Annotated in this window: 22 protein-coding genes; 14 read left to right on the top strand and 8 right to left on the bottom strand. The window is 62.4% G+C overall.

Annotation, left to right across the window (positions count from 1 at the left end):
• Positions 1-7 precede the first annotated feature (7 nt).
• From IEX64_RS11205 to IEX64_RS11170, 8 genes are all read left to right on the top strand, one after another.
• Positions 8-1846: a methyl-accepting chemotaxis protein gene (locus IEX64_RS11205; protein WP_188819752.1), complete on the top strand. Its 1839-nt coding sequence runs from the start codon at positions 8-10 to the stop codon at positions 1844-1846.
• Between the two features lie 204 nt (positions 1847-2050).
• On the top strand, positions 2051-2890 hold the full coding sequence (locus tag IEX64_RS11200) for an SDR family oxidoreductase (RefSeq protein WP_188819751.1): 840 nt from the start codon (positions 2051-2053) through the stop codon (positions 2888-2890).
• A 4-nt stretch (positions 2891-2894) separates the two neighbouring features.
• Positions 2895-4067, top strand: a complete 1173-nt coding sequence (locus tag IEX64_RS11195) for a hypothetical protein (RefSeq protein WP_188819750.1) — start codon at positions 2895-2897, stop codon at positions 4065-4067.
• A gap of 163 nt (positions 4068-4230) precedes the next feature.
• Positions 4231-5424 (top strand): sulfotransferase family protein, encoded by a 1194-nt coding sequence (locus IEX64_RS11190; RefSeq protein ID WP_188819749.1) that lies wholly within the window; start codon positions 4231-4233, stop codon positions 5422-5424.
• Positions 5425-5539: 115 nt separating this feature from the next.
• Positions 5540-6568: an alcohol dehydrogenase catalytic domain-containing protein gene (locus IEX64_RS11185; protein WP_188819748.1), complete on the top strand. Its 1029-nt coding sequence runs from the start codon at positions 5540-5542 to the stop codon at positions 6566-6568.
• Between the two features lie 11 nt (positions 6569-6579).
• Positions 6580-6981, top strand: coding sequence for a carboxymuconolactone decarboxylase family protein (locus IEX64_RS11180; RefSeq protein WP_188819747.1), 402 nt, complete (start codon positions 6580-6582; stop codon positions 6979-6981).
• Positions 6982-7318: 337 nt separating this feature from the next.
• Positions 7319-9916 (top strand): TonB-dependent receptor, encoded by a 2598-nt coding sequence (locus IEX64_RS11175; protein WP_188819746.1) that lies wholly within the window; start codon positions 7319-7321, stop codon positions 9914-9916.
• Between the two features lie 180 nt (positions 9917-10096).
• Positions 10097-11320, top strand: a complete 1224-nt coding sequence (locus tag IEX64_RS11170) for a CaiB/BaiF CoA transferase family protein (RefSeq protein ID WP_188819745.1) — start codon at positions 10097-10099, stop codon at positions 11318-11320.
• Positions 11321-11326: 6 nt separating this feature from the next.
• Here IEX64_RS11170 and fahA read toward each other — a convergent pair whose 3' ends face one another.
• Positions 11327-12634 carry a fumarylacetoacetase gene (fahA, locus tag IEX64_RS11165; protein WP_188819744.1) on the bottom strand — a complete coding sequence of 436 codons (1308 nt, stop codon included), beginning with the start codon at positions 12632-12634 and terminating at the stop codon, positions 11327-11329.
• Between the two features lie 124 nt (positions 12635-12758).
• Here fahA and IEX64_RS11160 point away from each other — a divergent pair, with 124 nt between their 5' ends.
• Both IEX64_RS11160 and IEX64_RS11155 read left to right on the top strand, forming a co-directional pair.
• Positions 12759-13403: a TetR/AcrR family transcriptional regulator gene (locus IEX64_RS11160; protein WP_188819743.1), complete on the top strand. Its 645-nt coding sequence runs from the start codon at positions 12759-12761 to the stop codon at positions 13401-13403.
• A 68-nt stretch (positions 13404-13471) separates the two neighbouring features.
• Positions 13472-14248, top strand: a complete 777-nt coding sequence (locus IEX64_RS11155; protein ID WP_229710203.1) for an SDR family NAD(P)-dependent oxidoreductase — start codon at positions 13472-13474, stop codon at positions 14246-14248.
• Here IEX64_RS11155 and IEX64_RS11150 read toward each other — a convergent pair.
• The 5 genes from IEX64_RS11150 to IEX64_RS11130 all read right to left on the bottom strand — a co-directional run bounded on the left by IEX64_RS11150 (position 14245) and on the right by IEX64_RS11130 (position 18824).
• Positions 14245-14691, bottom strand: a complete 447-nt coding sequence (locus IEX64_RS11150) for an RrF2 family transcriptional regulator (protein WP_188819741.1) — start codon at positions 14689-14691, stop codon at positions 14245-14247. The genes IEX64_RS11155 and IEX64_RS11150 overlap by 4 nt on opposite strands.
• A gap of 83 nt (positions 14692-14774) precedes the next feature.
• A complete protein-coding gene (locus IEX64_RS11145; RefSeq protein WP_188819740.1) occupies positions 14775-15662 on the bottom strand; it encodes a TauD/TfdA dioxygenase family protein in 888 nt (295 codons plus the stop codon).
• 111 nt (positions 15663-15773) lie between these two features.
• Complete coding sequence (locus tag IEX64_RS24425; RefSeq protein ID WP_229710202.1) at positions 15774-16004, bottom strand: energy transducer TonB; 231 nt, start codon at positions 16002-16004, stop codon at positions 15774-15776.
• Between the two features lie 577 nt (positions 16005-16581).
• Positions 16582-17130, bottom strand: coding sequence for an SRPBCC family protein (locus IEX64_RS11135; RefSeq protein ID WP_188819738.1), 549 nt, complete (start codon positions 17128-17130; stop codon positions 16582-16584).
• The gene (locus IEX64_RS11130; RefSeq protein ID WP_188819737.1) at positions 17127-18824 is read right to left on the bottom strand and encodes an FAD-binding protein; all 1698 of its coding nucleotides are present in this window, start codon (positions 18822-18824) and stop codon (positions 17127-17129) included. Before IEX64_RS11130 ends, IEX64_RS11135 begins: the two co-directional genes overlap by 4 nt.
• 324 nt (positions 18825-19148) lie before the next feature.
• On the opposite strand from IEX64_RS11130, the gene IEX64_RS11125 reads away from it, so the two are divergent.
• From IEX64_RS11125 to IEX64_RS11110, 4 genes are all read left to right on the top strand, one after another.
• Complete coding sequence (locus IEX64_RS11125; RefSeq protein ID WP_188819736.1) at positions 19149-19418, top strand: GlsB/YeaQ/YmgE family stress response membrane protein; 270 nt, start codon at positions 19149-19151, stop codon at positions 19416-19418.
• Between the two features lie 86 nt (positions 19419-19504).
• On the top strand, positions 19505-19789 hold the full coding sequence (locus IEX64_RS11120) for a hypothetical protein (protein WP_188819735.1): 285 nt from the start codon (positions 19505-19507) through the stop codon (positions 19787-19789).
• A gap of 290 nt (positions 19790-20079) precedes the next feature.
• Positions 20080-20682 carry a superoxide dismutase gene (locus tag IEX64_RS11115; RefSeq protein ID WP_188819734.1) on the top strand — a complete coding sequence of 201 codons (603 nt, stop codon included), beginning with the start codon at positions 20080-20082 and terminating at the stop codon, positions 20680-20682.
• A gap of 149 nt (positions 20683-20831) precedes the next feature.
• The gene (locus tag IEX64_RS11110; RefSeq protein WP_188819733.1) at positions 20832-21998 is read left to right on the top strand and encodes an MFS transporter; all 1167 of its coding nucleotides are present in this window, start codon (positions 20832-20834) and stop codon (positions 21996-21998) included.
• A 25-nt stretch (positions 21999-22023) separates the two neighbouring features.
• On the opposite strand, the gene IEX64_RS11105 is transcribed toward IEX64_RS11110, so the two are convergent.
• Both IEX64_RS11105 and IEX64_RS11100 read right to left on the bottom strand, forming a co-directional pair.
• Positions 22024-22560, bottom strand: coding sequence for a sigma-70 family RNA polymerase sigma factor (locus tag IEX64_RS11105; RefSeq protein ID WP_188819837.1), 537 nt, complete (start codon positions 22558-22560; stop codon positions 22024-22026).
• On the bottom strand, positions 22553-22747 hold the full coding sequence (locus IEX64_RS11100; RefSeq protein WP_308422600.1) for a NepR family anti-sigma factor: 195 nt from the start codon (positions 22745-22747) through the stop codon (positions 22553-22555). Before IEX64_RS11100 ends, IEX64_RS11105 begins: the two co-directional genes overlap by 8 nt.
• Positions 22748-22946 lie beyond the last annotated feature (199 nt).

Here is a 22946-nt window from a genome sequence, read left to right as displayed (position 1 = left end):
AAAATCGATGTCGTTCAAGTCCGCACAGGGTGTCAGTTGGTTGCGCCGTCAATCGATTGCGCGTCGGCTTGGTCTGCAGTCCATGGCCGCGGTCATTGTTGCCTTGTGTGTGGTTGTCACTGCCGTCGCAGGTTCGATGCTGACCTTCCACATGATGAGTCTCAAGGAGCAGACCTCGCAGCAGGCGCTTTATGCCGCGCTGCTGGAAAAGGACTTCGCCTCGCTCGAGCGCGACGTGTTCCGCCACGCCGTTTACGGCACGCCTGAAACGCAGGAAGGCTGGCAGAGCAACGCCACCGACTTCGGGACATCGATCAAGGATACGCGTGAACACGTTGACGCTCAGGAGCTTGGTCAGGTCGACGTCGTTAGCGCCAACGCTAAGCAATATGTCGCGGCCGTGCAGGATGCTTTCGCCAACGGCAGCGCCGATCAGGCGGCTCTGGATAATCTCTCGTCCATCGGCGATGAAGTCGACAACAGCATCGAAAAGATCCGCGATCCGGTGATCGCTCGCGCCGAGGAAATCACCGGCGCTCAGGATGCGCTTGCCAAGTGGGTGATGATCGTCACCGTCGGCCTTGCCGCTGCAGCCGGTCTGGTCTCGTACCTTCTGGCCCGTGCCATTCGCAACAGCATCGGCGACGAACTGGACTCGCTGCGCAGCGCCATCGGTTCGATCGAGGCCGGCCGCTTCGATGAGCACATCGACAATCTCGACCGTCAGGATGAGGTGGGGGAACTCGCTCGGGCTGCCGAACGCCTACGCGATGCGCTGCGCTCGAAGGAAGAGGGCGATGCCGAAGCGCGCGAAATGATCGATCTGGTCGGCGACCGCCTGCGGGCCATGGCCGGAGGCGATCTTACTGTCGAACTGCCGCGTCTTGGTGCCGCCTATCGTCAGCTCGAAAAGGACTTCAACGCCACTGCGGCCCGTCTGCGCGACGCCATGGGATCGGTTTCCCGTTCCACACAGGCGATCCGTACCGGCTCGCTGGAAATCAGCCAGGCATCGAATGATCTCGCCCAGCGTACCGAGCAGCATGCCAGCGAACTGGGCCATACGGCCTCGTCGGTAAGCTCGCTGAGCCAGGCTCTGCAGGAAACCGCACAGAGCGCAGCCGATGCCCATCGCAGTGTGGATGCGGCCGTATCCGAAGCGCGTCGCGGCGGTGAGGTGGTGAGCCAGGCGGTTATCGCCATGGAGCAGATCGAAAAGTCCACCGGCGAGATCGGCCAGATCATTGCCGTCATCGACTCGATTGCCTTCCAGACCAACCTGCTCGCCCTGAACGCAGGCGTCGAGGCGGCCCGTGCCGGCGACGCCGGCAAGGGCTTCGCGGTCGTCGCCAACGAGGTTCGCGGCCTTGCCCAGCGTTCCGCCGAAGCGGCCAAGGACATCCGTGCCCTGATCGAGACGAGCTCCGGGCAAGTCGAATCGGGTGTGGACATGGTGCGCAAGACGGGTCAGGCGCTGACCACTATCATCGAACGCATCGACCTCGCCACCGAAGTGGTGACCCGCATCAACGCGGCGTCTTCCGAGCAGGCGAGCAACCTGCGCGATACCAACGACACGATCGCAAAGATGGACGTCGTAACCCAGCAGAATGCCGCGATGGTCGAGGAAGCCACTGCCGCCGCCCGCAGCCTTGCAAGCGAAGCCGATACGCTTGCCGCTCTGGTGGGGGGCTTCAGGATCGGTAGCGAGTCTGTCGTCGCCTTTACACCGGCGCAATCCGTACCGAAGCGTCCGGCGCACGCCCCTCGTCCCAAAGCCCTTCCCGTTCAATCTGGCAATGCCGCGGTTCAGATTGTCGACAACGCCGATTGGTCGGAGTTCTGATCGAAAACCTCGGTTCAAGCGATTGAGTTTGGTGCAGTGCCCCGGTCGGTCCGTCTGGACTGGTCGGGGTTTTGCTTTTTCTCGCCACGGCGATCCCCCTCCTCTGGCTCAATAAGATAGTCTGTACTATCAAATGGGCTGAAACTGATTCTCGCGGAAAAGACGGCGTGCGACCGTCACCGGGGAAGAGAAGGAGAGGACGGCATGCAGAACCTGGACGGACTGGGCTATCGGGGCAAGACGGTGGTCGTTACCGGTGGCTCATCGGGCATGGGCGAGCAGGTCGCCCGCATTCTCCGCGAACTGGGTGCGAAAGTGCACATCGTCGATATTCGCGAACCGAAAGTGGCCTGCGAAAGCTTCCATCAGGTCGACCTCGCCGACTTTCCGGCAGTGCGCGCGGTGGTGGACGCGCTCTCGAAGCTGGCGCCGATCGACTTCCTGTTCCCGTGTGCTGGCCTGCCTCCCACGGTGAAGGGGCCGCTGTACTGCATGCAGGTGAACTACATCGGCACGCGGCACTTCGTCGAATGTCTGCTGCCTTCGCTGCGCGACGGCGCGGGCATTGCGCTGATCTCGTCCGACGCGACGCTCGGCTGGCAGAAGAACCTCGCGCAGAGCCTCGAAATGCTCGCGATCTCCGATCCCGACGAGGCACTGGCGTGGTGCGAGGCCGATCCCGAAACGCGCGTGCGCGACGGCTACACGACGTCCAAGGAAATGCTGGTGGTCTGGGTGCAGAACGCGGCGGTGAAGCTCGGCAACGAACGGCGCATCCGTCTCAACGCCATCGGCCCGTGCCCGACCAAGACTGCGTTCATGGAGGAGCAGGGGCAGCACTTGCCCGCAGGGTTCCTAGATGCCTGGCCCTATCCCTCGCTCGGCCGCATGGCGACGGCGGAGGAGCAGGCATGGCCGCTGGTGCTGCTGAACTCGCCGCTCAATGCCGCAGTGACCGGCGCGTTCCTCCTCACCGATCAGGGTTTTGCCAGCGGCGTCTATACCGGCGCGATCGATCCCTCGTTCATGACGGGGGGCAAGTGAGGCGATGGAGATCGAACCCACTATCCTGACGTACCTGACCGATCTGGAAGGCGCGGTTGCCAACCTGAAGGACACCTGGCGGCCGGACGATCCGGAATACCGGGCGGATGTCTATCGCCAGACGATGACGAGCCTGTCCTACGCCTATTTCATGTACTTCCACGCCGATGCCGAGCATCCCGACTGGGCGCCGCTGTGGAACCCGGTCTACACGCTCCAGCCCAACCCGGACGACATCTACGTGCAGTCGCCGATCCGGGGCGATCTGACCTACCGCGTCTCGGGCAATCGCGGGACCTGCAAGATCCTCTCATTCACGTCGCAAAAGGCGCTTTCGGGCACCGTGGACGAACTGCCGCGCCCGGGCGGGCACAACGAGCTGGACACCAACGACATCGGCATTGGGCTGGGCGAGGATTTTTCCATCGTGTTCAGCGCCGAACGGCCCAGGGGATACGATAGCCACTGGGCGCCGATCGATCCCGAGGCGCGCGGCATGTTCACCCGCTATCGCATGTACGACTGGCACAGTGAGGTGGACCCGGTGCTGTCGATAGAATGCCTCGATCCCGTACCGCCCAAGCCGCGCCTCTCGCCCGAGGAAATCCTGCACCGCATCGGCGAGATGGCCAAGTTTCCGGCGAGAAAGACCAAGCTCTACTACGCGATGCAGAACGGGGTGAAGGAGCGCGTCGGCTTCAACGTGTTCGAGCCGCTGCGCATGCCCGGCGCTCTGGTAAAGCAGACCTACTGGCCCGCCGTATTCCAGCTCGAGGACGACGAGGCGCTGATCATAGAGACCGAGATTCCCGAGCGGGCGCCGTACTGGAACATCCAGCTCAACGATCCCTACTTCAACGCGCTCGAATACGTCTATCGCCTCAGCAGCACCAACGGGGCGATGGCCACGCTGTCGAGTGACGGGAAGTATCGCGGCGTGATCGCACTGACCGACCCCGGGGTGCCCAACTGGCTCGATCCGGCCGGCTATAGGGAAGGCGGCATCTATGGCCGCTGGTACGATTGCGACAGCGAGCCGCTCCCGACGATCACACGTGTGAAACTGGCCGACCTGCGCCAGCACTTGCCCGAGGAGACGCCGATGGTGACGCCCCGGCAGCGCGCAGAGGAAATCCGCCGCCGCGTGGTCGCCTGTCAGCGCAGGAGGCGGTGGTGAGAGTGGCCGCCGGAAGATCCTCCCTGTCGCGAAGCGATGGGCCCCGCCACCACCGGCGAAGCTGGTGGTGGCGGGGCCTTTACCCCTCCGTCATCCGCTGCGCGAATGCCAGCTCCCCATTCCCTGCGGGAACAGGGAGGATTGGGAAAGTGAGCAACCAATTATGGACCTGACCTACGATCCACCCGGTGCTTTTCGCCATGCGATCGACCAGTTGCATGAGGTTGTCTCCGCCGAAACCGGCCTGACCGATTTCGGACCCGATGACTACCTGCCGGGCCTCAAGGTGCTGCTCCAGTCCATGGACTACGACCCGCACTTCTCCGAAACCGGGAGGCGGGTGGCATGGGGGATGGTCGTCGGAGTGCTCCGGGGCCGGGCACAGGCCTATGCCTCGATGAAGGCCAATCCCGGCTTCGATTCAGCGCCGATCCTTGCGCCCGTGGTCATCACCGGCGTTCCGCGCACGGGTACCACCGCGCTGCACCGGCTGCTGGCTGTCGATCAGCGCTTTCAGGGACTGCAGACCTGGCTGCTCGACAGCCCCATGCCGCGCCCGCCCATCGAGAGCTGGGGAGACTATCCCGAATTCCGCAAGACGGTCGAGCAACTCGAAGCGCAATATGCAGCCGCGCCCGATGCCAAGGCGGCGCACTACCGCGCGGCAGAGGAAGTGCACGAGTGCTGCATGGTGCTGCGCCAGTCGTTTGTCTCGAACCTGTGGTCCTGCGGCTGGTCGGCTGCGACGTATGACGCGTGGTGGCAATGTCAGCCCGAAGATGCCGCCTATCGGCACTATGCGAAGTGCGTCCAGCTAATCGGGATGAACGATCCGGACAAGCGCTGGCTGCTCAAGAACCCGGGGCATATCGAGCATCTTGACCTGCTCTTCGCGGTATTTCCCGATGCCCGGGTGATCCAGACGCACCGCGATCCGGCCAAGGCCGTGCCCAGCCTCGTCTCGCTGCTGATGAACCTTAACACCATTATGGAGGGCGACCGGCCGCAGCAGCGCGCGGAGAACCTGCTCCAGCGCGAAGTCGCCAAATGGGCCAATGCGGTGCGCAAGGCGGAAAAGGTGCGCGAGAAGCATCCCGGACAAGTGCTCGACGTGGTCCACGCCGATTTCCACGCGCGCCCGATGGAGACGGTCGAGGCGATCTACCGCTTCATCGGCATGGACATATCCGAGGAGACGCGCGCCGCGCTGGCACGGCGGATCGAGGAGAAGCCTGAGTTGCAGCATGGCGTGCACCGCTATTCGATTACCGATTTCGGGATGAGCGAAGAGCAAGCGCGCGCGCCGTTCGGAGACTACATCGAGCGTTACGATCTGGTGGAACGGCGAACGGCATGAACGTGCAAAACTTCGTCATTGCGAGCGTAGCGAAGCAATCCAGGGCGGTCTCGCGCAGCTCTGGAATGCCGCGTCGGCTGCGCCTCCTCGCAATGACGATGAGGGAGAACGGGATATGAAAGCGGCAATCTATCCGGGTGAGGGCAAGCCCATCGTCATCGAGGACATCGCCGATCCCGTGCCCGGTCCCGGGGACCTGCTGATCCGCGTCGATCGCTGCGGGATCTGCGGCACCGACCTGTCGATGACCAAGGGCGGGCAATGGGATTACGGAAAGGGCGTTCAGTTCGGCCACGAATACGCGGGCGAGATCATGGAGGTCGGCAGCGGCGTTTCCGGCTGGAAGGTGGGCGAGCGGATCGCGGTGCTGCCTTCGGTGGCCTGCGGGACCTGCCCGTCCTGCACGGCGCATGGCAACAACGTGCTGTGCGGAAACAGCCCCGGTTCAGCGATGGTCGGCTTCGCGGAATTGGCCAAGGTGCCCGCCAGCGTGGCGACGCGCCTGCCGCAGACGCTGTCGCTGGCGGACGGGGCGCTGATCGAGCCGATGGCGATCAGCCTCTACGGGACGAAGATGGCGCATATCCAGCCGGGGGACAGCGTCGTCGTGCTCGGCGGGGGCACCGTCGCGCTCTATGCGATCTACTGGGCGCGGCGGCTGGGGGCAGGGCGGATCGTCGCCATGTCGCGCTCCTCGCGCCGCAAGGATCTGTGCCTGGAAATGGGCGCCGATGCCTTCGTGGCTTTCGGAGACAACGAGATCGGCGATGTGCAGGAAGTGCTCGGCGGGGCGCCGCAAGTCGTGCTCGAATGCGTCGGGGCGGAAGGTATGCTGATGAAGGCGGTGATGCACGCGGCGCAGTTCGGGCGGATCATCTCGCTGGGCTTCTGCACATCGCCCGATCCGGTGATTCCGGGCATGGCCAGCTACAAGTGCGTCTCGATGCAGTTCGCGGTGGGCTATTCGATGAAGGAGTTTATCTACATCGCCGAACAGCTCGATCGCGACCGCATTCGCGGCGCTGGAACGCCCGATCCCAAGGCCATTGTCAGCGACAATGTCGGCCTGATGGACACGCCGGCCATGTTCGAAACCTTGCGCGGCCCCAATAATGAGACGAAGGTCCACGTGCTTTGCACCTGACGGAGGGGACTATGGGAGGGGAAGCGCACGAAAAAGGGCTGGCGTTATTCGCTGAAGTCTACGGCGAAGACATGGCCCGCACCACGCGTGAACACATGCAGTCGAATGTCGCGTTCGGCGCGAAGCAGATCGACTGGACGATAGACTTTGCCTTTGGCGAGGTATGGACGCGTGATGGGCTCGACCGCAAGATGCGCAGTTGTGCGGTGCTGGGTATGCTCATCGCGTGTCGCGCGCATGACGAGATCGTCTACCATACGCGCATGGGCATGAAGAACGGCCTTTCGCGCGTGGAGCTGGAAGAGATCTTCTATTCGGCGATTCCCTACGTGGGGTTCCCTGCCGCGCAGGCTGCCAAGAAGGCCATGCTCGAAGCTTTTGCCCAGATCGATGCCGAGGCGGCGAAGCCATAGGGCCGTAGGTCTGGGAAACGCTTGCCGCCATGAGCAGAATGGTAAGGCAGGCATGTATACCTTGGCCGTGCACGCGATGTTCCCGGAGAGTTACATATGATCCTCAGTAGATCATAAATATCTTCTTCAGTTCCGGTTTTCCGCCAACCTGTGGCAGGAAAGATACGGGAATAGACGTCTGTCTATTTGTATACGAAGTTTCGTGTTTTTGCATTGACGAACAATTATTCGTCGATGTAATTCGAAACTGAAAAACATTCGTTTCGATTCCGAATAATGCGGTGCGAAACAGCCGCTGGGGGCGGCGAGAATATTGGGTAACCATGGGAGGGAATGCATGAAATTACACCACAGGACGATTCTGCTCACCGCAAGCGCGCTCAGCGGGTTTGCGGCTGCGCCGGCGATGGGGCAATCAGCGGATCAGGGCAGCGCCAACGACATCATCGTCACCGCACAGCGCATTGAACAGCGCCTGCAGGACGTGCCGGTTTCGGTCACAGTCTTCAGTCAGGAGACGATCGACAACAATGCCGTGAGCAACATCAAGGATCTGGCGCAGTACACACCGGGTCTGCAGGTCAACAACCGCTACGGCGCGGACAGCACCAACTTCTCGATCCGCGGCTTTACACAAGAACAGCGCACGACCGCGACGGTGGGCGTGTACTTTGCCGACGTGGTGGCGCCGCGCGGTTCGGGCGCGTCTTTCGGCGGTGACGGTGCCGGTCCGGGAGCGCTGTTCGACTTGCAGAACGTGCAGGTTCTAAAGGGCCCGCAGGGCACCCTGTTCGGCCGCAACTCGACCGGCGGCGCCGTTCTGCTCGTCCCCAAGAAGCCGACCGACGCACTGGAAGGCTATGTCGAGGGCACGGTAGGCGATTATGACCTGTTCGGCGTTCAAGCCGTCCTCAACATCCCGCTGGCCGATACTTTCAAGGTCCGTCTTGGCGGCGAGCACAAGCAACGCGACGGGTATCTCAGGAACATCGGCAACCTTGGCGATGGCCGTTACGGCAACAAGGGAATGGGTAATCTCGATTACTGGACGTTCCGTGCCAGCATCGTGGCGGACCTGACGCCCGACCTCGAAAACTACACGGTCGCAACTTACACCAAGTCGAAGAGCAACGGCACGATCCCGAAGATCATCGAAGCGTTTGCCGGTGTCAACGCATCGGGAATTCCCTTCGGCGACATGGCCGTATCCCAGATGGCGCGTGAGGCGGCATACGATCCCTGGACCGTGTCCAACCGCCTGCCGGATTCGCAATCGACCATCGAGCAATGGCAGATCATCAACAAGACCACTTGGCAGGCTAGCGACAACATCACCGTCAAGGGCATCCTTTCTTATGGTGAGTTCCGCGGCAAGACCAATCTGGACCTGTTCGGGAACTACTTCCTCAACCCGAACGTGCCGTCCGGGACCGAGACTTCCGGCAGCCAGGTTACCGGCTTTGCCTTCACCCACATCAATCCCTACACGGGCCTTACCAACGCCCAGTCGACTTTTGTCGGCGAACTGCAGGTGCAGGGCGTTTCGACTGACGGTCGCCTCAACTGGCAGGTCGGTGCCTATTCCGAGATCAGCGATCCACTCGGTAAATCTGGCGTGCAGACGGCGACGTTTTCGGCCTGTAACGACATCGATTCCTACGATTGCCCCTTCACCGTCCTGCCGAACTACTTCGCGCCGGGCGTGAACGGCTTTTTCTCGTTCGGGTCGATCAATGGCCAGCTGTCTTCCACCAAGTTCGAGGACTATGCGGTTTACGGGCAGGCCAGCTATGACATCACCGATCAACTGAAGTTCACCGCAGGCCTGCGCTACACGTGGGACAAGCAGACCACCGACGTTCAGCAACTGCGCCCGAACCTTGCCGGCGGTTACTATACTTGCGGCGCGCCGATCGGCGTCTCCAATACGTCCGGGACGACCGTGACGTCGGCGACCAGGTTCCCGATCAGCACGATCTACGATGGCTGTCATGACATCCAGAGCAAGTCGTCCAAGGCGCCCACCTGGCTGATCGGCCTCGATTACAAGCCGATGCAGGACCTGCTGATTTACGCCAAATGGACCCGCGGCTACCGTCAGGGCGGCCTGTCGATCTTCAGCCCGGACACGACGCAGCCCTACGATCAGGAAAAGGTCAACACCTACGAAATCGGTCTCAAGTCCAGCTGGCACGGCGTGATCCCCGGCAGCTTCAATATCTCGGGCTTCTACAATGACTTCACCAACCAGCAGCTGCTGCTGGGTGTGCAGGATCTGATCGCCAACGCCGATGGCACGCCGACTGCGCCGCCGAGCGCCTCGATCGTGAACTCGGGCTCGTCCACGCTGCAGGGCTTCGAAGCCGAACTCAACCTTCGGCCGTTCGAGGGCATGCGCATCAGCGCCGCCTACGGCTACCTGAAGACCAAGATCAAGGAACTGACTGCTCCGACTTTCGCGCCGGGATCCCCGTATGACACGGTGACCCTCCCGAATGTTGGCGATCCGATCCCGAACGCGCAGCCGCACAAGCTGACGCTTTCCGCCAACTACACGCTGCCGCTACCGGAATCGGTGGGCGCAATCACTTTCGGCGGTACTTGGATCTATACCGGGAAGTTCCGCTCGGTTGCGGATAGCTGCCCGACGGCGACGACGCCGGGTTGTCCCACCTTGCGGGATTCGTCGGGCACGCCCTACGTCCTGACCAACCCCGGCGCGGGCATCGTTCCGAGCACTAACGTCCTCAACCTCAACCTGAACTGGAACAACGTCGGCGGCATGCCGGTCGATGCTACGCTGTTCGTGACCAACGTCACCAAGGAGGTCGTCTATCTCAACATCAACGAGAACACATCTCGCGGCTTCCGTTCAGCGTTGCTGGGCGAACCGCGTATGTGGGGTCTTCGTCTGAAGTATCGCTTCGGCCAATAACGCCGCGAATTGCTATCCTGAGATGAAGGCGGGCTCCGGTTTTTCCGGGGCCCGCTTTTTTTGTTTCAGCCTGGCAGATTTGAAAACCAAGCGCTTGCTACATTTTTCACGCATGGCTATCGTCACGCTTCGAATGAAGGCGGCGACCGACCGCGCAGAGAATGATGGGGAGACACAGGAATGTTCGCGACGCAGGTGTTCAAGGGCGTGCGGGTGCTGGAGTTGGCACAGTTCGTTTTCGTGCCCGCGGCCGGGGCGATCCTGGCGGATCTCGGCGCGGATGTGATCAAGATCGAGATGCCCGAAGGCGATCCCTACCGGCGGTTGAAAATCACCGATGGACGCCAGACCAAGTCGGCGAACCTCGCGATGGAACTGAACAACCGCAACAAGCGCTCGATCGCCATCGACCTCAAGAGCGACGAGGGGCGCGAGCTGTTTCTGCAGCTGGTCGAGACGGCGGACGTCTTCCTCACGTCGATCCGTCCGGGCGCGCTCAAGCGGTTGGGGCTCACGCTCGACGTGTTGCGCGAGAGGAACCCGCGGCTGATCTACGCCCATGGCAACGGTCTGGGGTTCCGCGGCGAGCAGGCCGATCGGGCAGGCTATGATGCCTCATGCTTCTGGGCGCGCGGCGGGTTCGCCCACATGCTCTCGACGCCCGGCCAGCGTCCGACGCGGCCACGGCCGGCGCTCGGCGATCATGCGGGGGCGATGAACGTGGCGTTCGGTATGGCATCGGCGCTGTTTCATCGTGAGCGCACCGGCGAGCCGACGACCGTGGAGATATCGCTGCTCTCATCGGCGATGTGGATCCTCTCCGCCGATGTCACGATGGGAGCTGCGCTCAGCGACGAGCAGCTGGCGAAGCTGGCCAATCCCGGCCGCCATGCCCTGACAAGCGCCTACGAGACGGCGGACGGTCGCTTCCTGCAGCTGATGTTCCTCGATCCTGAGCGCTACTGGCCCGAATTGTGCCGCCGGACGGGAAGGGAGGACATGCTGGAGGATGTGCGTTTCGCCACTGTCGAAAGCCGCGTCGAACATGGAGAGGCGTTGCTCACTGCGCTCGACGAGGCCTTTGCATCGCGCACTCTCGATGAATGGCGAGCGGTATTCGCCGACTGGGATGCGCCCTGGGAAGTCATCCAGAACCTGCGCGAACTGGTCACCGATCCGCAGGCGGAGGCCAACGACGTGCTGTTCGATGTCACTGTTGAGGACGGGACGCCGGTGACCATCGTATCGGGCCCGGTATCCTTCGATGGCAGCCCGCTTCCGCCGGAGCCGAAATGTGCCCCGACCATGGGCCGGGACACAGCGGAACTTTTGCGCGAAATCGGGCTATCGGATGAGGCTATCGCCGATTGCGCCGGGCGCGGCGTCGTGACCGGCGTTGCCTGAACGCGCTCAGGCGCGGGCGGGGGATACCGTTCCGCGGCATTCGCCGAAGCCGATTGAAACCGCACCGTCCGCCGTGAAGTGGCCGGCCAGAGAGAGCTCGTCTCCGTCTTCAAGGAAGGTGCGGGTTTCGCCGGTGGGAAGCTCCACCGGCTCCTTGCCGTTGCGGGTGATCTCCATCAGGCTGCCCTGAGAGCCGTTCTTGGGACCGGAAATCGTGCCGCTGCCGAGCAGGTCGCCGGTCTGCATCTGGCAGCCGTTGGAAGCGTGGTGCGTCACCATCTGCGCGATAGTCCAGTACATGTTGCTGGCCGCCCCATGGCTCAGGCGAAGCGGCTCCATGCCCTTCTCCCGCATCGCCGCGCTGCTCAGAAAGACATCGAGCTCCAGCGACAGCGCGCCCTTGCTCTGGTCGGTCTCGTCCCACAGGTAGGGCAGCGGCTTCGGATCGCCTTCAGGACGGGCAGGCTGAGCGCGGCGGAACGGGGCCAGCGCTTCCATGGTCACGATCCAAGGCGACACAGTGGAAAGGAAGTTCTTGGCGAGGAAGGGGCCCAGCGGCTGGTATTCCCACGCCTGGATATCGCGCGCGGACCAGTCGTTGAGCAGAGTGATTCCGGCGACGTGATCGAGGGCCTCGGCGATGGGGATCGGCGAACCGAGATCGTTGCCGGTGGCCATCCAAACGCCCAGTTCCAGCTCGTAGTCGAGCTTGGCAACGGGCCCGAACGAGGGGGCATCGGCAGTCGGAGCCTTGGTCTGGCCCTGCGGCCGGATGACGTCCGCGCCGGTGGCCCGGATGGTCGAGGCGCGGCCGTGATAGCCGATGGGCACGTGTTTGTAGTTCGGGAGCAGCGGATTGTCGGGCCGGAACAGGCTGCCGATGTTGGTGGCATGATGAATGCCCACGTAGAAGTCGGTGTAGTCGCCGACATGCGCAGGCAGGTGCATCTCCGCCTCGCGCATCGGCACGAGCAGCGACTCCACCTGCGCCTTCTCTGCGGCCCCTTCGGAAAGCAGCGCTGAAACGCGTTTGCGCAGGGCACGGCGCGGGCCGGTACCGAGCGCGAGCATCGGGTTGAGCGTGGCACCGTTTGCAGCGCTGGCCGCTGCCAGAGCTTCACCGTCCAGCAGGCCGGAGAGGGCCAGCGCGCTCAGGTCGAGGATCATGTCGCCGATGGCCATGCCGCCGCGCGGAGAATCACCATCGCGTGAAAACACGCCCAGCGGCAGGTTCTGAATCGGGAAATCGGCATGCCCGTTGGCGCTCTCGACCCAGGATTTGCGGGCCGGATCGTGGGTTTCGTCGATCATCATGGGGGCAACCTCTTATATCTATCCTTGCGAACGCGGCGTTCCTACAGGGAGAAAACCGCCGGGTCACGGGGCGGTTCCTTTGTTAACTTGCCCAAGTCAATCAGTTGCAGCTAATCAAATGTCTATGACAGACACTACACCGTCGCAAGGCAAGGCCTCTCGTCCCAAGGTCAAGCCGACAATCGCACGCATCCGGGTCGCCGCACGCAAGGTGTTTTACACCAAGGGCTTTTTCCCCGCTTCGGTCGAGGAAATCGCGGAAAAAGCCGGCGTCAGCCGCGCGACAGTCTACCTCTATTACCGCAGCAAGGATGAAATGCTGCTCGACCTGATGCGGCAGGATCTGGAGTATCAGCTTGAGATCTATGCCGAACTGGTGACGGTTAAGCGCCTGAGCCTGTCGTCGGTGCGCAAGTGGATCGTGCGGCTGCGCGGGGAGCAGGAAGAGCGGCGCAATTCGCTCAACCTGTTCTGGGCCGGTGCCAACCTGCAGACCGACATTCTCGATCCGGTCTATCGCCATCACGACAACATTATCGCCACGCTTGGCCGACGTTTTCCGGGTTTTGACCTTGATGCCCTCCCGCGCGACGAACGCGAACCGCAACGGATCAAGTGCTACATGATGCTGTTCATGATCGAGGGCACAACCGTGCAGATTACCGAGGGCGGCCCCGGTCCCAACGTGAAGATGGCGATCGATCATCTCGCGCGCACGCTGCTGCATTTCCTGCAGCACGGGGAAGTGATGACTTCGCCTCCGGAATAGGCGTTCCACGTTAAAATCTTGAAGGCTTGCCTCCTACCCCGCATGAGGGTCGGGAGGAGGGAATGTCATTGAAACCACCATATGAAGACGCCGTCGTCGTCGTGACCGGCGCATCGACGGGCCTTGGCCGCGCCATAGCCGTCGGCGCCGCCGATCAGGGCGCTAAAGCAGTCGTAATCAACTACGCCAGCAGCGAGCAGGAAGCCGAGGAAACCGCAAGGCAAGTGCGGGCGCTTGGCGCGGACGCCGTCGTCGTCCAGGGCGATGTTGCCGAGGACGCCGATTGCGTGTCGATTGCCGCTGCAGCAGCACGTTTTGGCCGGATCGATGCGCTGTTCTGCAACGCGGGCAAGACGACGCGGCCTGCCCACGCGCATCAACTCGACAAGCTTTCCGGCGACGATTTCCTCGACGTCTATCGCGTCAACGTGGTCGGTACTTTTCAGACGATCCGCGCCTGCCGTGAACTGCTGGAACGGTCCGAACGCGCGGCGATCGTGGCCACGTCGTCCGTTGCCGGGGTGACGGGTAACGGGTCTTCAATCGCCTATTCCGCATCCAAGGCCGCGCTCAACACGATGGTTCTCACACTGGCGCGCGGATTGGCGCCCAGGATACGGATCAACGCCGTGGGACCTGGGTTCATGGACACGGTCTGGTTCGACAAGCTGGGGCCGCACCGCGACAAGATCCGTGCGTCCGTCATCGAGCGCACTCCGCTGCAGGTCGCCTCCACCCCGGAGGACATTGCGGGCACTGTCCTGTTCCTCGGCTGCGAGGCCTCGTGCCGCGTGACCGGCGAGACCTTGATTGCGGACGCCGGTTTGCGAATGACAGGCGGCTAAGTCTCTTCGCTTGGCTCTGCGAATTCGGGAGCCAATTCGATGGCGTCCGACAGGCGTACTCCATCGAGCAGGTCGGCCGTGGCATCGCGCACTTTCAGCATCAGGGCGCGGGTGCGGCAGTCCTTTTCCTCGACGCAGTTCTTGCACTTTTCATGCGCGAAGCGGCTGGCGCAGGGCACCAGCGCAAGCGATCCGCGCATTATGCGGATAAGGTCGCCATACGTGATGTCTATCGGCGAAATCGCCAGCCAGTAGCCTCCGTCCTTGCCCCGCTGGGAGTCGACGATTCCGAAGCGGGACAGCTCGGAAAGGATAACGGTCAGGAACTTTGCCGGAATGTTCTGCGCTTCGGCGATTTCCGCCAGCGGGACGGGCCCCTCGCCATACTTGTCCGCCAGGTGCTGCAGGGCCCGGATGGCATAGCGGATTTTCTGCGAAAGCATGGCAGGGGCAGACTCGCGGCAGGAGTATCGCCCTTGCCAATGCTCCTATCGTTGCAGCACCGTCAAGCGCAGGAACGCCATTCTCAAGCGATCTGGTAGATTCTTTCGATATTGGCTTCGTCTGCCTTGTGTCCGGGCTTTTCCTTGCCCGCGATCGTGGTGCGGTGCATCACGCGGCCTTCGTCGGTATAGGGCACCACGCGGTGCATCACGCCCTGGTTGTTCCAGATCACCAGATCGCCTTCATTCCATTTGTGCGTGTAGACGAAGTCGGGCTGGGCGGCCCACTGCTGCAGGCGAGTGAGCAGGGCGCGGCCGTGCGGGCCGGGCATGCCGACGATACCGTCCGCATGGGTGCCGAGCAGCAGCGACTTGCGCCCGTCCTCATGCGTCCAGACGAGCGGCTGTTCCATGACGGCGGCCATGGCCTTGTAGCGCGCGCGGCGTTCCTCGCTGGGGTGGCCGTGGACCGGACGAACCGCGGCTTCGACACAGTGCACGACGGTGAGATCTTCGATTTCTCGCTTCTCGTCCTCGGGCAGCTTGTCCCAGGCGGCGTAGAGGTTGGCGAACTCGGTGGCACCGCCGCTTGCCGAGAGCTTGCGGGCCGAGAGAACCGTGGCCTTGGGCAGCGGCTGGTCGATGGTGATGCCGTCGATGTGCCAGAAAAACGTGCCGAGCACGTAATCGGGCTCTGAATTGAGCTTGCGATCCAGTGTGATCTTGTAGACGTCTGCCGTATCCGCATCGGAGCCCGGCACCTGCCGGGTGAAGTTCACGCGGTCACCCAGCTTGTCGGTGAAGGCGAGCTGCATCTCATCGGATACGTTGATCTCCGGGAAGACCAGAACGCCGCGCTTCTCCAGCTCGGCGCGGACGGTCTCGATTGTTTCATCGTCGAGGAGATGGTCGGGCGAGACATGGATGATGCCGCCAATCAGCGGCTTGGCGGCTTCGACGGTGATGGACATGATGTAGGCTCCTCTCCCAAGGATTATGCTGTACAGGTGTACAGACTGCGCGCGCAGGCGTGGCTTGTCCATCGGATAATTGCGAAACGGCATCGCGCGAGCGCGAAGCGGCTATTCGCCTGGCTCGTAATCCCAACCGTGGGTTTCGGTCATGGTGAAAGGGACTGGCTGTCCTGCCCGATCGCGTGCCGGCTTGAAGCGAAAGCGATCGGTGATGCGTTCGCAGGTTTGGCGGTCGAATTCGGGGAAGCCGCTCGACTGCAATACGCGGCACTGGCTCACGCGGCCATCCACGCCGATCCGATAGCGCAATCGGATTACCCCGCCGTGATCGCGCCGCAAGGCCTTCGGAATCTCCCGATAGTGCAGCTTGCCCGAGGTCTGACGCGGATATGCGGAGAGATCGCCGCGGCCGGAGCCGTTCCCTGATCCTTGACCTCCGTTTCCTCCGCCGCCTGTGCCATTGCCTGAGCCGCCCGATCCTTGACCGGGACCATCGATATTGGCAGCGCCCTGGTTGGAAGCTGACCCCGTCCCCGCTTTCGGCGCTACGGGGACAGGGGGAGGCGCAACAAGCGGCGGTCGTTTCGGTGGAGGCTGGACGATCTGTGCGGGTTCGTTCTCGCGCGAGGGTGGGGCAGGGGCGTTCTGCGGTGCGCCTGCCTCGGCCGGAGGTGGTTGCGGCGTGGGTGTCGGGGAAGGGGGCGTGTTGCGCGTGGGCAGTATGGCTTCGAGCGCTCTTTGCGGAGCCTCGATACCGGGTGCGAACGAGAGACCCAGCACCAGCGCCACCACGCCGCCTGCCACTATGGCAGCGGAGGCTACCGCAGAAAACGCTCGTCTTTTGCCGGGTGTTTGCACGTCTCAAGCCTTTTTCGCTTGTCGTGCAAACGGATGGCCAAGGCCCCGGTTTCCCGGATCAGCCTTTGAACAGTCCCTTGAGCCAGTTGAGTAGACGAGTGACCAACGATGGGTTGGTCGGAGCGGTCGATGTTTCCGCCCCTGACGCAGCCATCCCGCCGGGTCCGGTCTGCGCTTCGATCCGGCCTTTCAGTTCTTCGGCAAAGCCTTTTGCGAACTTGGGCAGGACGGGGCCGCCCATGGCTTCCCACATCGGCGCCATCGGGCCGGACCCGCGCACCTGCACGGCAAGGTCCACTTGCGTCTGCCCGTCAGGCGTGACGGAGGCTTCGTAGGAGCCACCGCCCTCCACCGGGTCGCCCTGCAGCTTGAAGGTGAAATCGACCTGTTCCGGCCCGGCCCAGCGATCGACGTGCACGGCGACTTTCACCGTGCGAACCATCGCGCCGACACCGATCTTGAGGATCCAGAGCGAATTGTCTTCATCCTCGATTTCGCAGGACTGATAGCCGGGCATGATCTCGGCCCAGCGCTCGACATCCTTGGCATAGGCCCAGGTCGCGTCGATGGGCGCCGCAATGGTGACGGTCTGCCTTGTCTCGATCAAAGCGCCAGCCTTTCCGCTTCCTTCGCCAGCAGATCGCTGGGCTGTCCGGCTGCGTGCTTTGCGGCGAGCCAGCCATAAGTCATGCCGCGCGCATTGGAGATGCCCGATTGCATGACCGCTCCCGTTTCCATCCGCGCCATCGAGTTGCCGGCGACGTAGAGGCCGGGAATGGGCTCGTCGTTCCAGTCCAGCGCGCGGCCGTGTTCGTCGGCGAGGATGCCTGTCGAGGGGATGCCCGAGCCGCCGATGCGCTTCAGTTCGACGGCGTAGAACGGTCCCTGCTCCAGCGGGCCGAGCACCGGGTTGGGCTTGTTGTTCTTGTCTCCGCACATCCAGAAGCTCCACGGCTGCTCGCCGCGCCCGAAGGCCGGATCGCGGCCTTGCCGCGCCCCTTCGTTGAAGGCCGCAACGGTTTGCTCCAGCGCTGCTGCGTCCACGCCCAGCTTGCCTGCGAGTTCGCCCAGCGTGTCGGCGATGCAGCCCAGCCCTTCCGGCCAGTCCATGCCCGGCAGGATCGAACCGATCGGGTACTTCGCGCGCGCCTGACTGTCGAAGATCATGAAGCACGGCATGTTGGGATGGGATTGGGTCAGGCCGTCGATCTGGTCGATCTTGTAGTAGAAGGAGCGGTAGAAAGCCTCGTTGCCGAAGCGCTCTCCCGCCTTGTTGACGACGATGATGTGCGGCTGGCCGATGATCTGCAGCGCGCTGCGCCACATCGGATAGCCCTCGGGGTCCTCCTCACCGGGTGAGATGAAGCCGAGGGAGGTAACGTCCGGCACGCGCGCGGTGCGGGCGCCCAGCGGGCCTGTCAGCCGGAAGTTCGCCCCGTCCACGGTCGAGATCGTCACGATGGTGCCGAGTTCGAGTTGCTGGCCGATGGTCTTGTTGTAGTCCTGTCGGCGCTCGTAGCTCGATACCGCTACCAGCACGCCCTTGCGCGCGCGGATGTTGATGTCCTTGCCATCCTTCTGCGCGCGCACGCCGGTGACGCGCGACCCGTCTGCGTAGATCTCCACCACACTCGTGCCGGTCTTCATCTCCACGCCGTGATCGAGCGCGCCTTTGACAAAGTAGGCGGCCAATCCGCAGCCGAGGCAGCGCTCGTCGTTCGCGAGCCGCTGCGCCATCTTCGCGAAGTCCCAGTGCATCATGTTGGCAACGCCGCCGCCTTCGTCGATGTCGGCGTGGGTCATGCCATAGGGCATTTGCGACAGGCGGGTTTTTTCCGCCCAGTCGCCAAGCGATTGGCCGGGGAAGGGCTCAACCTCGAGCATGCGGCCTTCAGGCACGCCGTCGTTGCTGACCTGATAGTAATAGTCCGGGCAACCGCGGATCGGCATCATCTTGAGCCCGATCTTGTCCTCGAACCAGGAAAGCGCGGCGGGTGCGTGGGCAGTGAAGTTGAGGATCGCCGCATCGCTGCCATAGTCTATCGACAGGCGCTTCAGATAACGAAACCCGCTTTCGACGCTGTCTTCCACGCCGATCTCGGCGGCATGGCGGTTGCCTGCGACCCAGACCTCTCCCATGGAAAGGGCTGTGACGCCGCCAACCTGATCGGCCTTTTCCAGCACCATCGCCTCAAGGCCCATTTCGCGTGCAGTGATAGCGGCCGAAAGGCCGCCGATTCCCGATCCGACAGACACGAAATCGGTTTCAGCATCCCAGATTTCGGGCTCGTTCTTCAGCATTCCGGCATCCTCTGTCCCATGCGCTCTTGGCGGTCGTATCCGCGTGCAAGGCGGATTCGGTTCCTGATAGCCTTATTTAAACACCATCGGCGTTTCAATATGTTTTCCGCGCTATCGCTGACTTAGGCAAGCTATAATCGCAAATCCCGCAAATGTTGGAAATTATAAAGCGCCTCAGTGGTTTTAAATATCCCGGTGCGCGGACAAAGGCGTGGTTTTCGTCATCCTTGTTTGCCTCGGCGGCGCAGGGCGCGAAACCTTCCTAGGAACCAAGAGGCGCCCGGTCCGTTATCCAAATCAACACAGACAAACGGAGAAGAAAACATGACTCTTCTGCTCATTTTGCTGGTCGGTGGTATTATCGGCTGGCTCGCTTCGATCCTTATGCGCACCGATGCTCAGCAGGGTATTCTGCTTAATATTGTCGTCGGTGTTGTCGGTGCATTGATTGCCGGCATTATTGTCAATCCGCTTATTGGCGGTGCGCCGATTACCAGTGGTTCTTTCGATATTCTGTCGCTCTTCACTTCGTTCCTGGGCGCAGTCATTCTTCTGGCGATCGTCAACCTGTTTCGTCGCGGCTCGGTTCGCTGATCCCGCGCCGAAAGGTGATCCACGGAAGGTTTGCGTGTCCTTCTCCTAAAACGCGCATATTTCTAAACAGGGAAAGGAATCTCGCCATGAAAGCCATCACCATGCCGCGCCTCGCCATGCTTGCAGCTGCTGCCGGTGCACTCGGACTCGCCGCATGCAACGACCCGGCGGACGATGCCATCGAGCAGCGTGCCGATGCTGTCGAAGATGCATCCGACGCTGCCGCCGACGCGATCAACGATCAGGCAGACGAGCTGGACGGTGCCGCAGAGGATGCCATGGAAGACAAGGCGGATGCCGTGGACGCGGCCGGTGAAGCCAAGGCCGAAGCCCTCGAAGAAAAGGCCGAAAAGGTCGAAGATCAGAACTGATCTTGTTGTTCCGGCCCTTCCTACACCCCCTTGCGGGAAGGGCCGGCAACCGGGGAGAGGATGGCGGGAACTCCGCCATCCTTTTTCGTGTTGTTGGTAGTGAGAGAGGCTGCGCCGCACCCCGGTCTCGTTCAGATTTCTGAAAGCCGAAATCAAAATGCCACTTTTGAACGCTTGAATTGTGGGACCGGAGAACAGACATACGGCGCACGTCTAAAGGCACGTAGGGGGCTCCGCGCCTCGTTCAGTGCCATCCTCAAGCGTTCGTAAACCAGAACAGGAACTTTGCCATGACCATTGCCCTGATGCCGCTTCCTTACGCGCAGGACGCGCTTGAACCGCACATTTCGAGCAAGACCCTCGAAATTCACCATGGCGCGCACCACAAGACCTACGTCGACAAGCTGAACGCTGCCATCGAAGGCACCGAGAATGCGGGCAAGTCGGTCGAGGAACTGGTGAAGTCGTCGTCGGGCGGTCTCTTCAACAACGCTGCGCAGACCTACAATCACGGTTTCTACTGGCAGTCGCTCTCGGGCGAGAAGACCGCGCCGAGCGAAAGCCTCGCGGCCGCCATCAAGAACGATTTCGGTTCGATGGATGCGCTGCTTGAAGCGCTCAGCAACGAAGCGATCAATCACTTCGCCAGCGGCTGGGCCTGGCTGGTCGTCGACGGCGGCAAGCTCAAGGTCATCTCGACCCATGACGCCGGTACGGCCATCACTTCCGACGTCAACCCGCTGCTGACCGTCGATGTGTGGGAGCACGCCTATTACATCGACCAGATGAATAAGCGCCCGGCCTACGTGAAGGCTGTGCTTGAAAACCTCCTCAACTGGAAGTTCGCTTCGGACAACTTTGACCGCGGCACGCCCTGGACCTACCCGGCCTGAGGTCTCTTCCGGTAGACCGGACATAAGGCCCCCGCTTCCCGGACGGAAGCGGGGGTTTTCTTTTGCCGGAAACCGCTGTTCCATCGCGCTATTGTGCAACTGCGAACAAACTGCCAACCAGCCTTTGGGACCTGGAACGGGGGTAGTTCGTGAATCGCGTATTGACGCTCAGCCTTGTCGTGGGAAGCACCATCATCGGTCTGATGGGGACGGACCTCATCCTGCCGGCGGTCCCGCAGCTGCCTGAGGCGCTGGGCGGTGATCCCGCGCTGGCCCAGCTGGTGTTGGCGGCCTACATCGGCGGAGCCTGCGCCGGTTTGCTTGCTTTCGGCGCGCTCGGTGATCGCGTCTCCACCAATCGTCTTTTCATCGGGTCGCTGACGTTGGCAGCGCTGCTCTCCTTTGCCTGTAGCCGTGCGCCCTCGATTGAGGCCTTGATCGGCTTGCGTGCGGTTCAGGGCATGGTGGTCTCCGGGCCGGCGGTCTTCGCGCCGGGGATCGTCAAGGCCTTGTTCGACGAGCGTGGTGCCATGGCGGCGATCGGTGTTCTCGGCAGCATCGAGGCGCTGGGGCCGGCGCTGGCACCGATTGCCGGCGTGGCACTGCTGGCTTTCGGCGGCTGGGAACTCAACTTCGAAGTCATGGCTGGTGTTGCCGGCATGGTGGCGCTGCTCCTGCTGGTGTCAGGCGGGGTTCCCCAAGTCAGCCGGCGCGGGGTGGGCAGCTTTACGGCATTGCTGCGCGATCCGGTGTTCATGCGTTATGCCATGAGCCAGGCTCTGGTGCTGGGCGGTCTGCTTGTCTTCGTCTTCGGTATGCCCACCGTCTTCGTTCGCGTGAACGGGGGGAGTCTTACCGATTTCATCGTGATGCAGGTTTGCGGCGTTACGACGTTCATCATCGCTGCTAATTCGGCGACGAAGGCGGTCGACCGCTTTGGTGCGGAACGCGTGATTGCGACGGGTACCTGGGTCGCGGCTGCCGGTGCGGCAGGACAGTTTCTCTATGCCTTGTCCGGGGGCACTTCGGTTCTGGTGATCACCGCGCTGTTCATCCCGGTGAACTCAGGTCTGGGCCTGCGCGGGCCACCGGGGTTCTTCCGGGCCATTCTCGCATCGCATGGAGACGATGCCCGGGGCAGCGGACTCGTTATCCTGTTCCTGCTGGCCACTTCGGCTATCGGCACCGCGCTCGTTTCCCCCTGGATCGAAAAGGGCACGATACTTCTCGCCGGCATGGCGCTAGCGTTCCACCTTGCGGCGGGGGCGTGTCTGCTTATGCTTCCCAAGCTCGGCGCGACCGATCCGAGCGTCTGACGACGAGGTTCGCCGCCAATCTCGATCAGCCTACGTGTTTGGCCAGAAGCTCGGGTTCGGCATTGAGCTGTTTTGCCAGATCGGCGCGTGCTCTGGCGACGCGGCTCTTCATCGTGCCGATAGGGCATCCTGCGATCTCGGCGGCTTCCTCATAACTGAAGCCCGATGCACCTACGAGCAGCACCGCTTCACGCCGTTCGGGTGCGAGATCCTGCAGCGCGGTTTCCATATCGCCCAGGTGCAGGGGACCTTCCTGATCGGCATCCATTACCAGCATGCGTTCGGCGACGCCTTCGTCGAGGTTGGTCTGGCGCTTGTTGCGGCGCAGTTCGGACAGGTAGTGGTTGCGCAGGATGGCGAAGGTCCAAGCGCGCATGTTCGTGCCGGGCTGGTAGCGCTCCCGCGCTGTCCACGCCTTGATGGCAGCTTCCTGCACCAGATCGTCGGCGAAGTCCGCTCGTCCCGACAGGCCCCGTGCAAAAGCGCGCAGGTGCGGGAGAACGGCCATCAGTTCCTTGCGAAACGCCTCATCTGCCGGCGTTGGCTTGATCCGGTCAGGCATCGTCGCTGTCATCCAGCTTCTTCAGGAGATCCTGAAAGCTGTCCGGCAGCGGCTCTTCTACAACAGAGTTATAGAGCTTTCTCAATCCCGAGGCCCAGCCGGGCTCGCCGTCGCCAGGCGACGTGCGGACGTCGGGCCGAAGGCCCTGCACATTCCCGGAATGCTTCCGTCCATTGGGTTGATTCAACACAAGCTCCCTTTCGTCGCCAATTCTTGCTGAGAGACCGCAATGTGGTCAAGCCCTTAGGCCCATCGACACATCATGGGGTGCTTCCGTGCAGCAAGGCATACAATCGTTCGTCGAGATTGGAACAATTCACCGGCTGCAAGGTTCCCCTGATTGTAAAGAGTTGCCATAGAGGTGCCGTGACGTTCGGGGCGCCGGT

This window comes from Novosphingobium indicum, from assembly GCF_014645195.1.
Lineage (GTDB): Bacteria > Pseudomonadota > Alphaproteobacteria > Sphingomonadales > Sphingomonadaceae > Novosphingobium > Novosphingobium indicum.
This window is presented reverse-complemented; position numbering and strand designations above follow the sequence as displayed.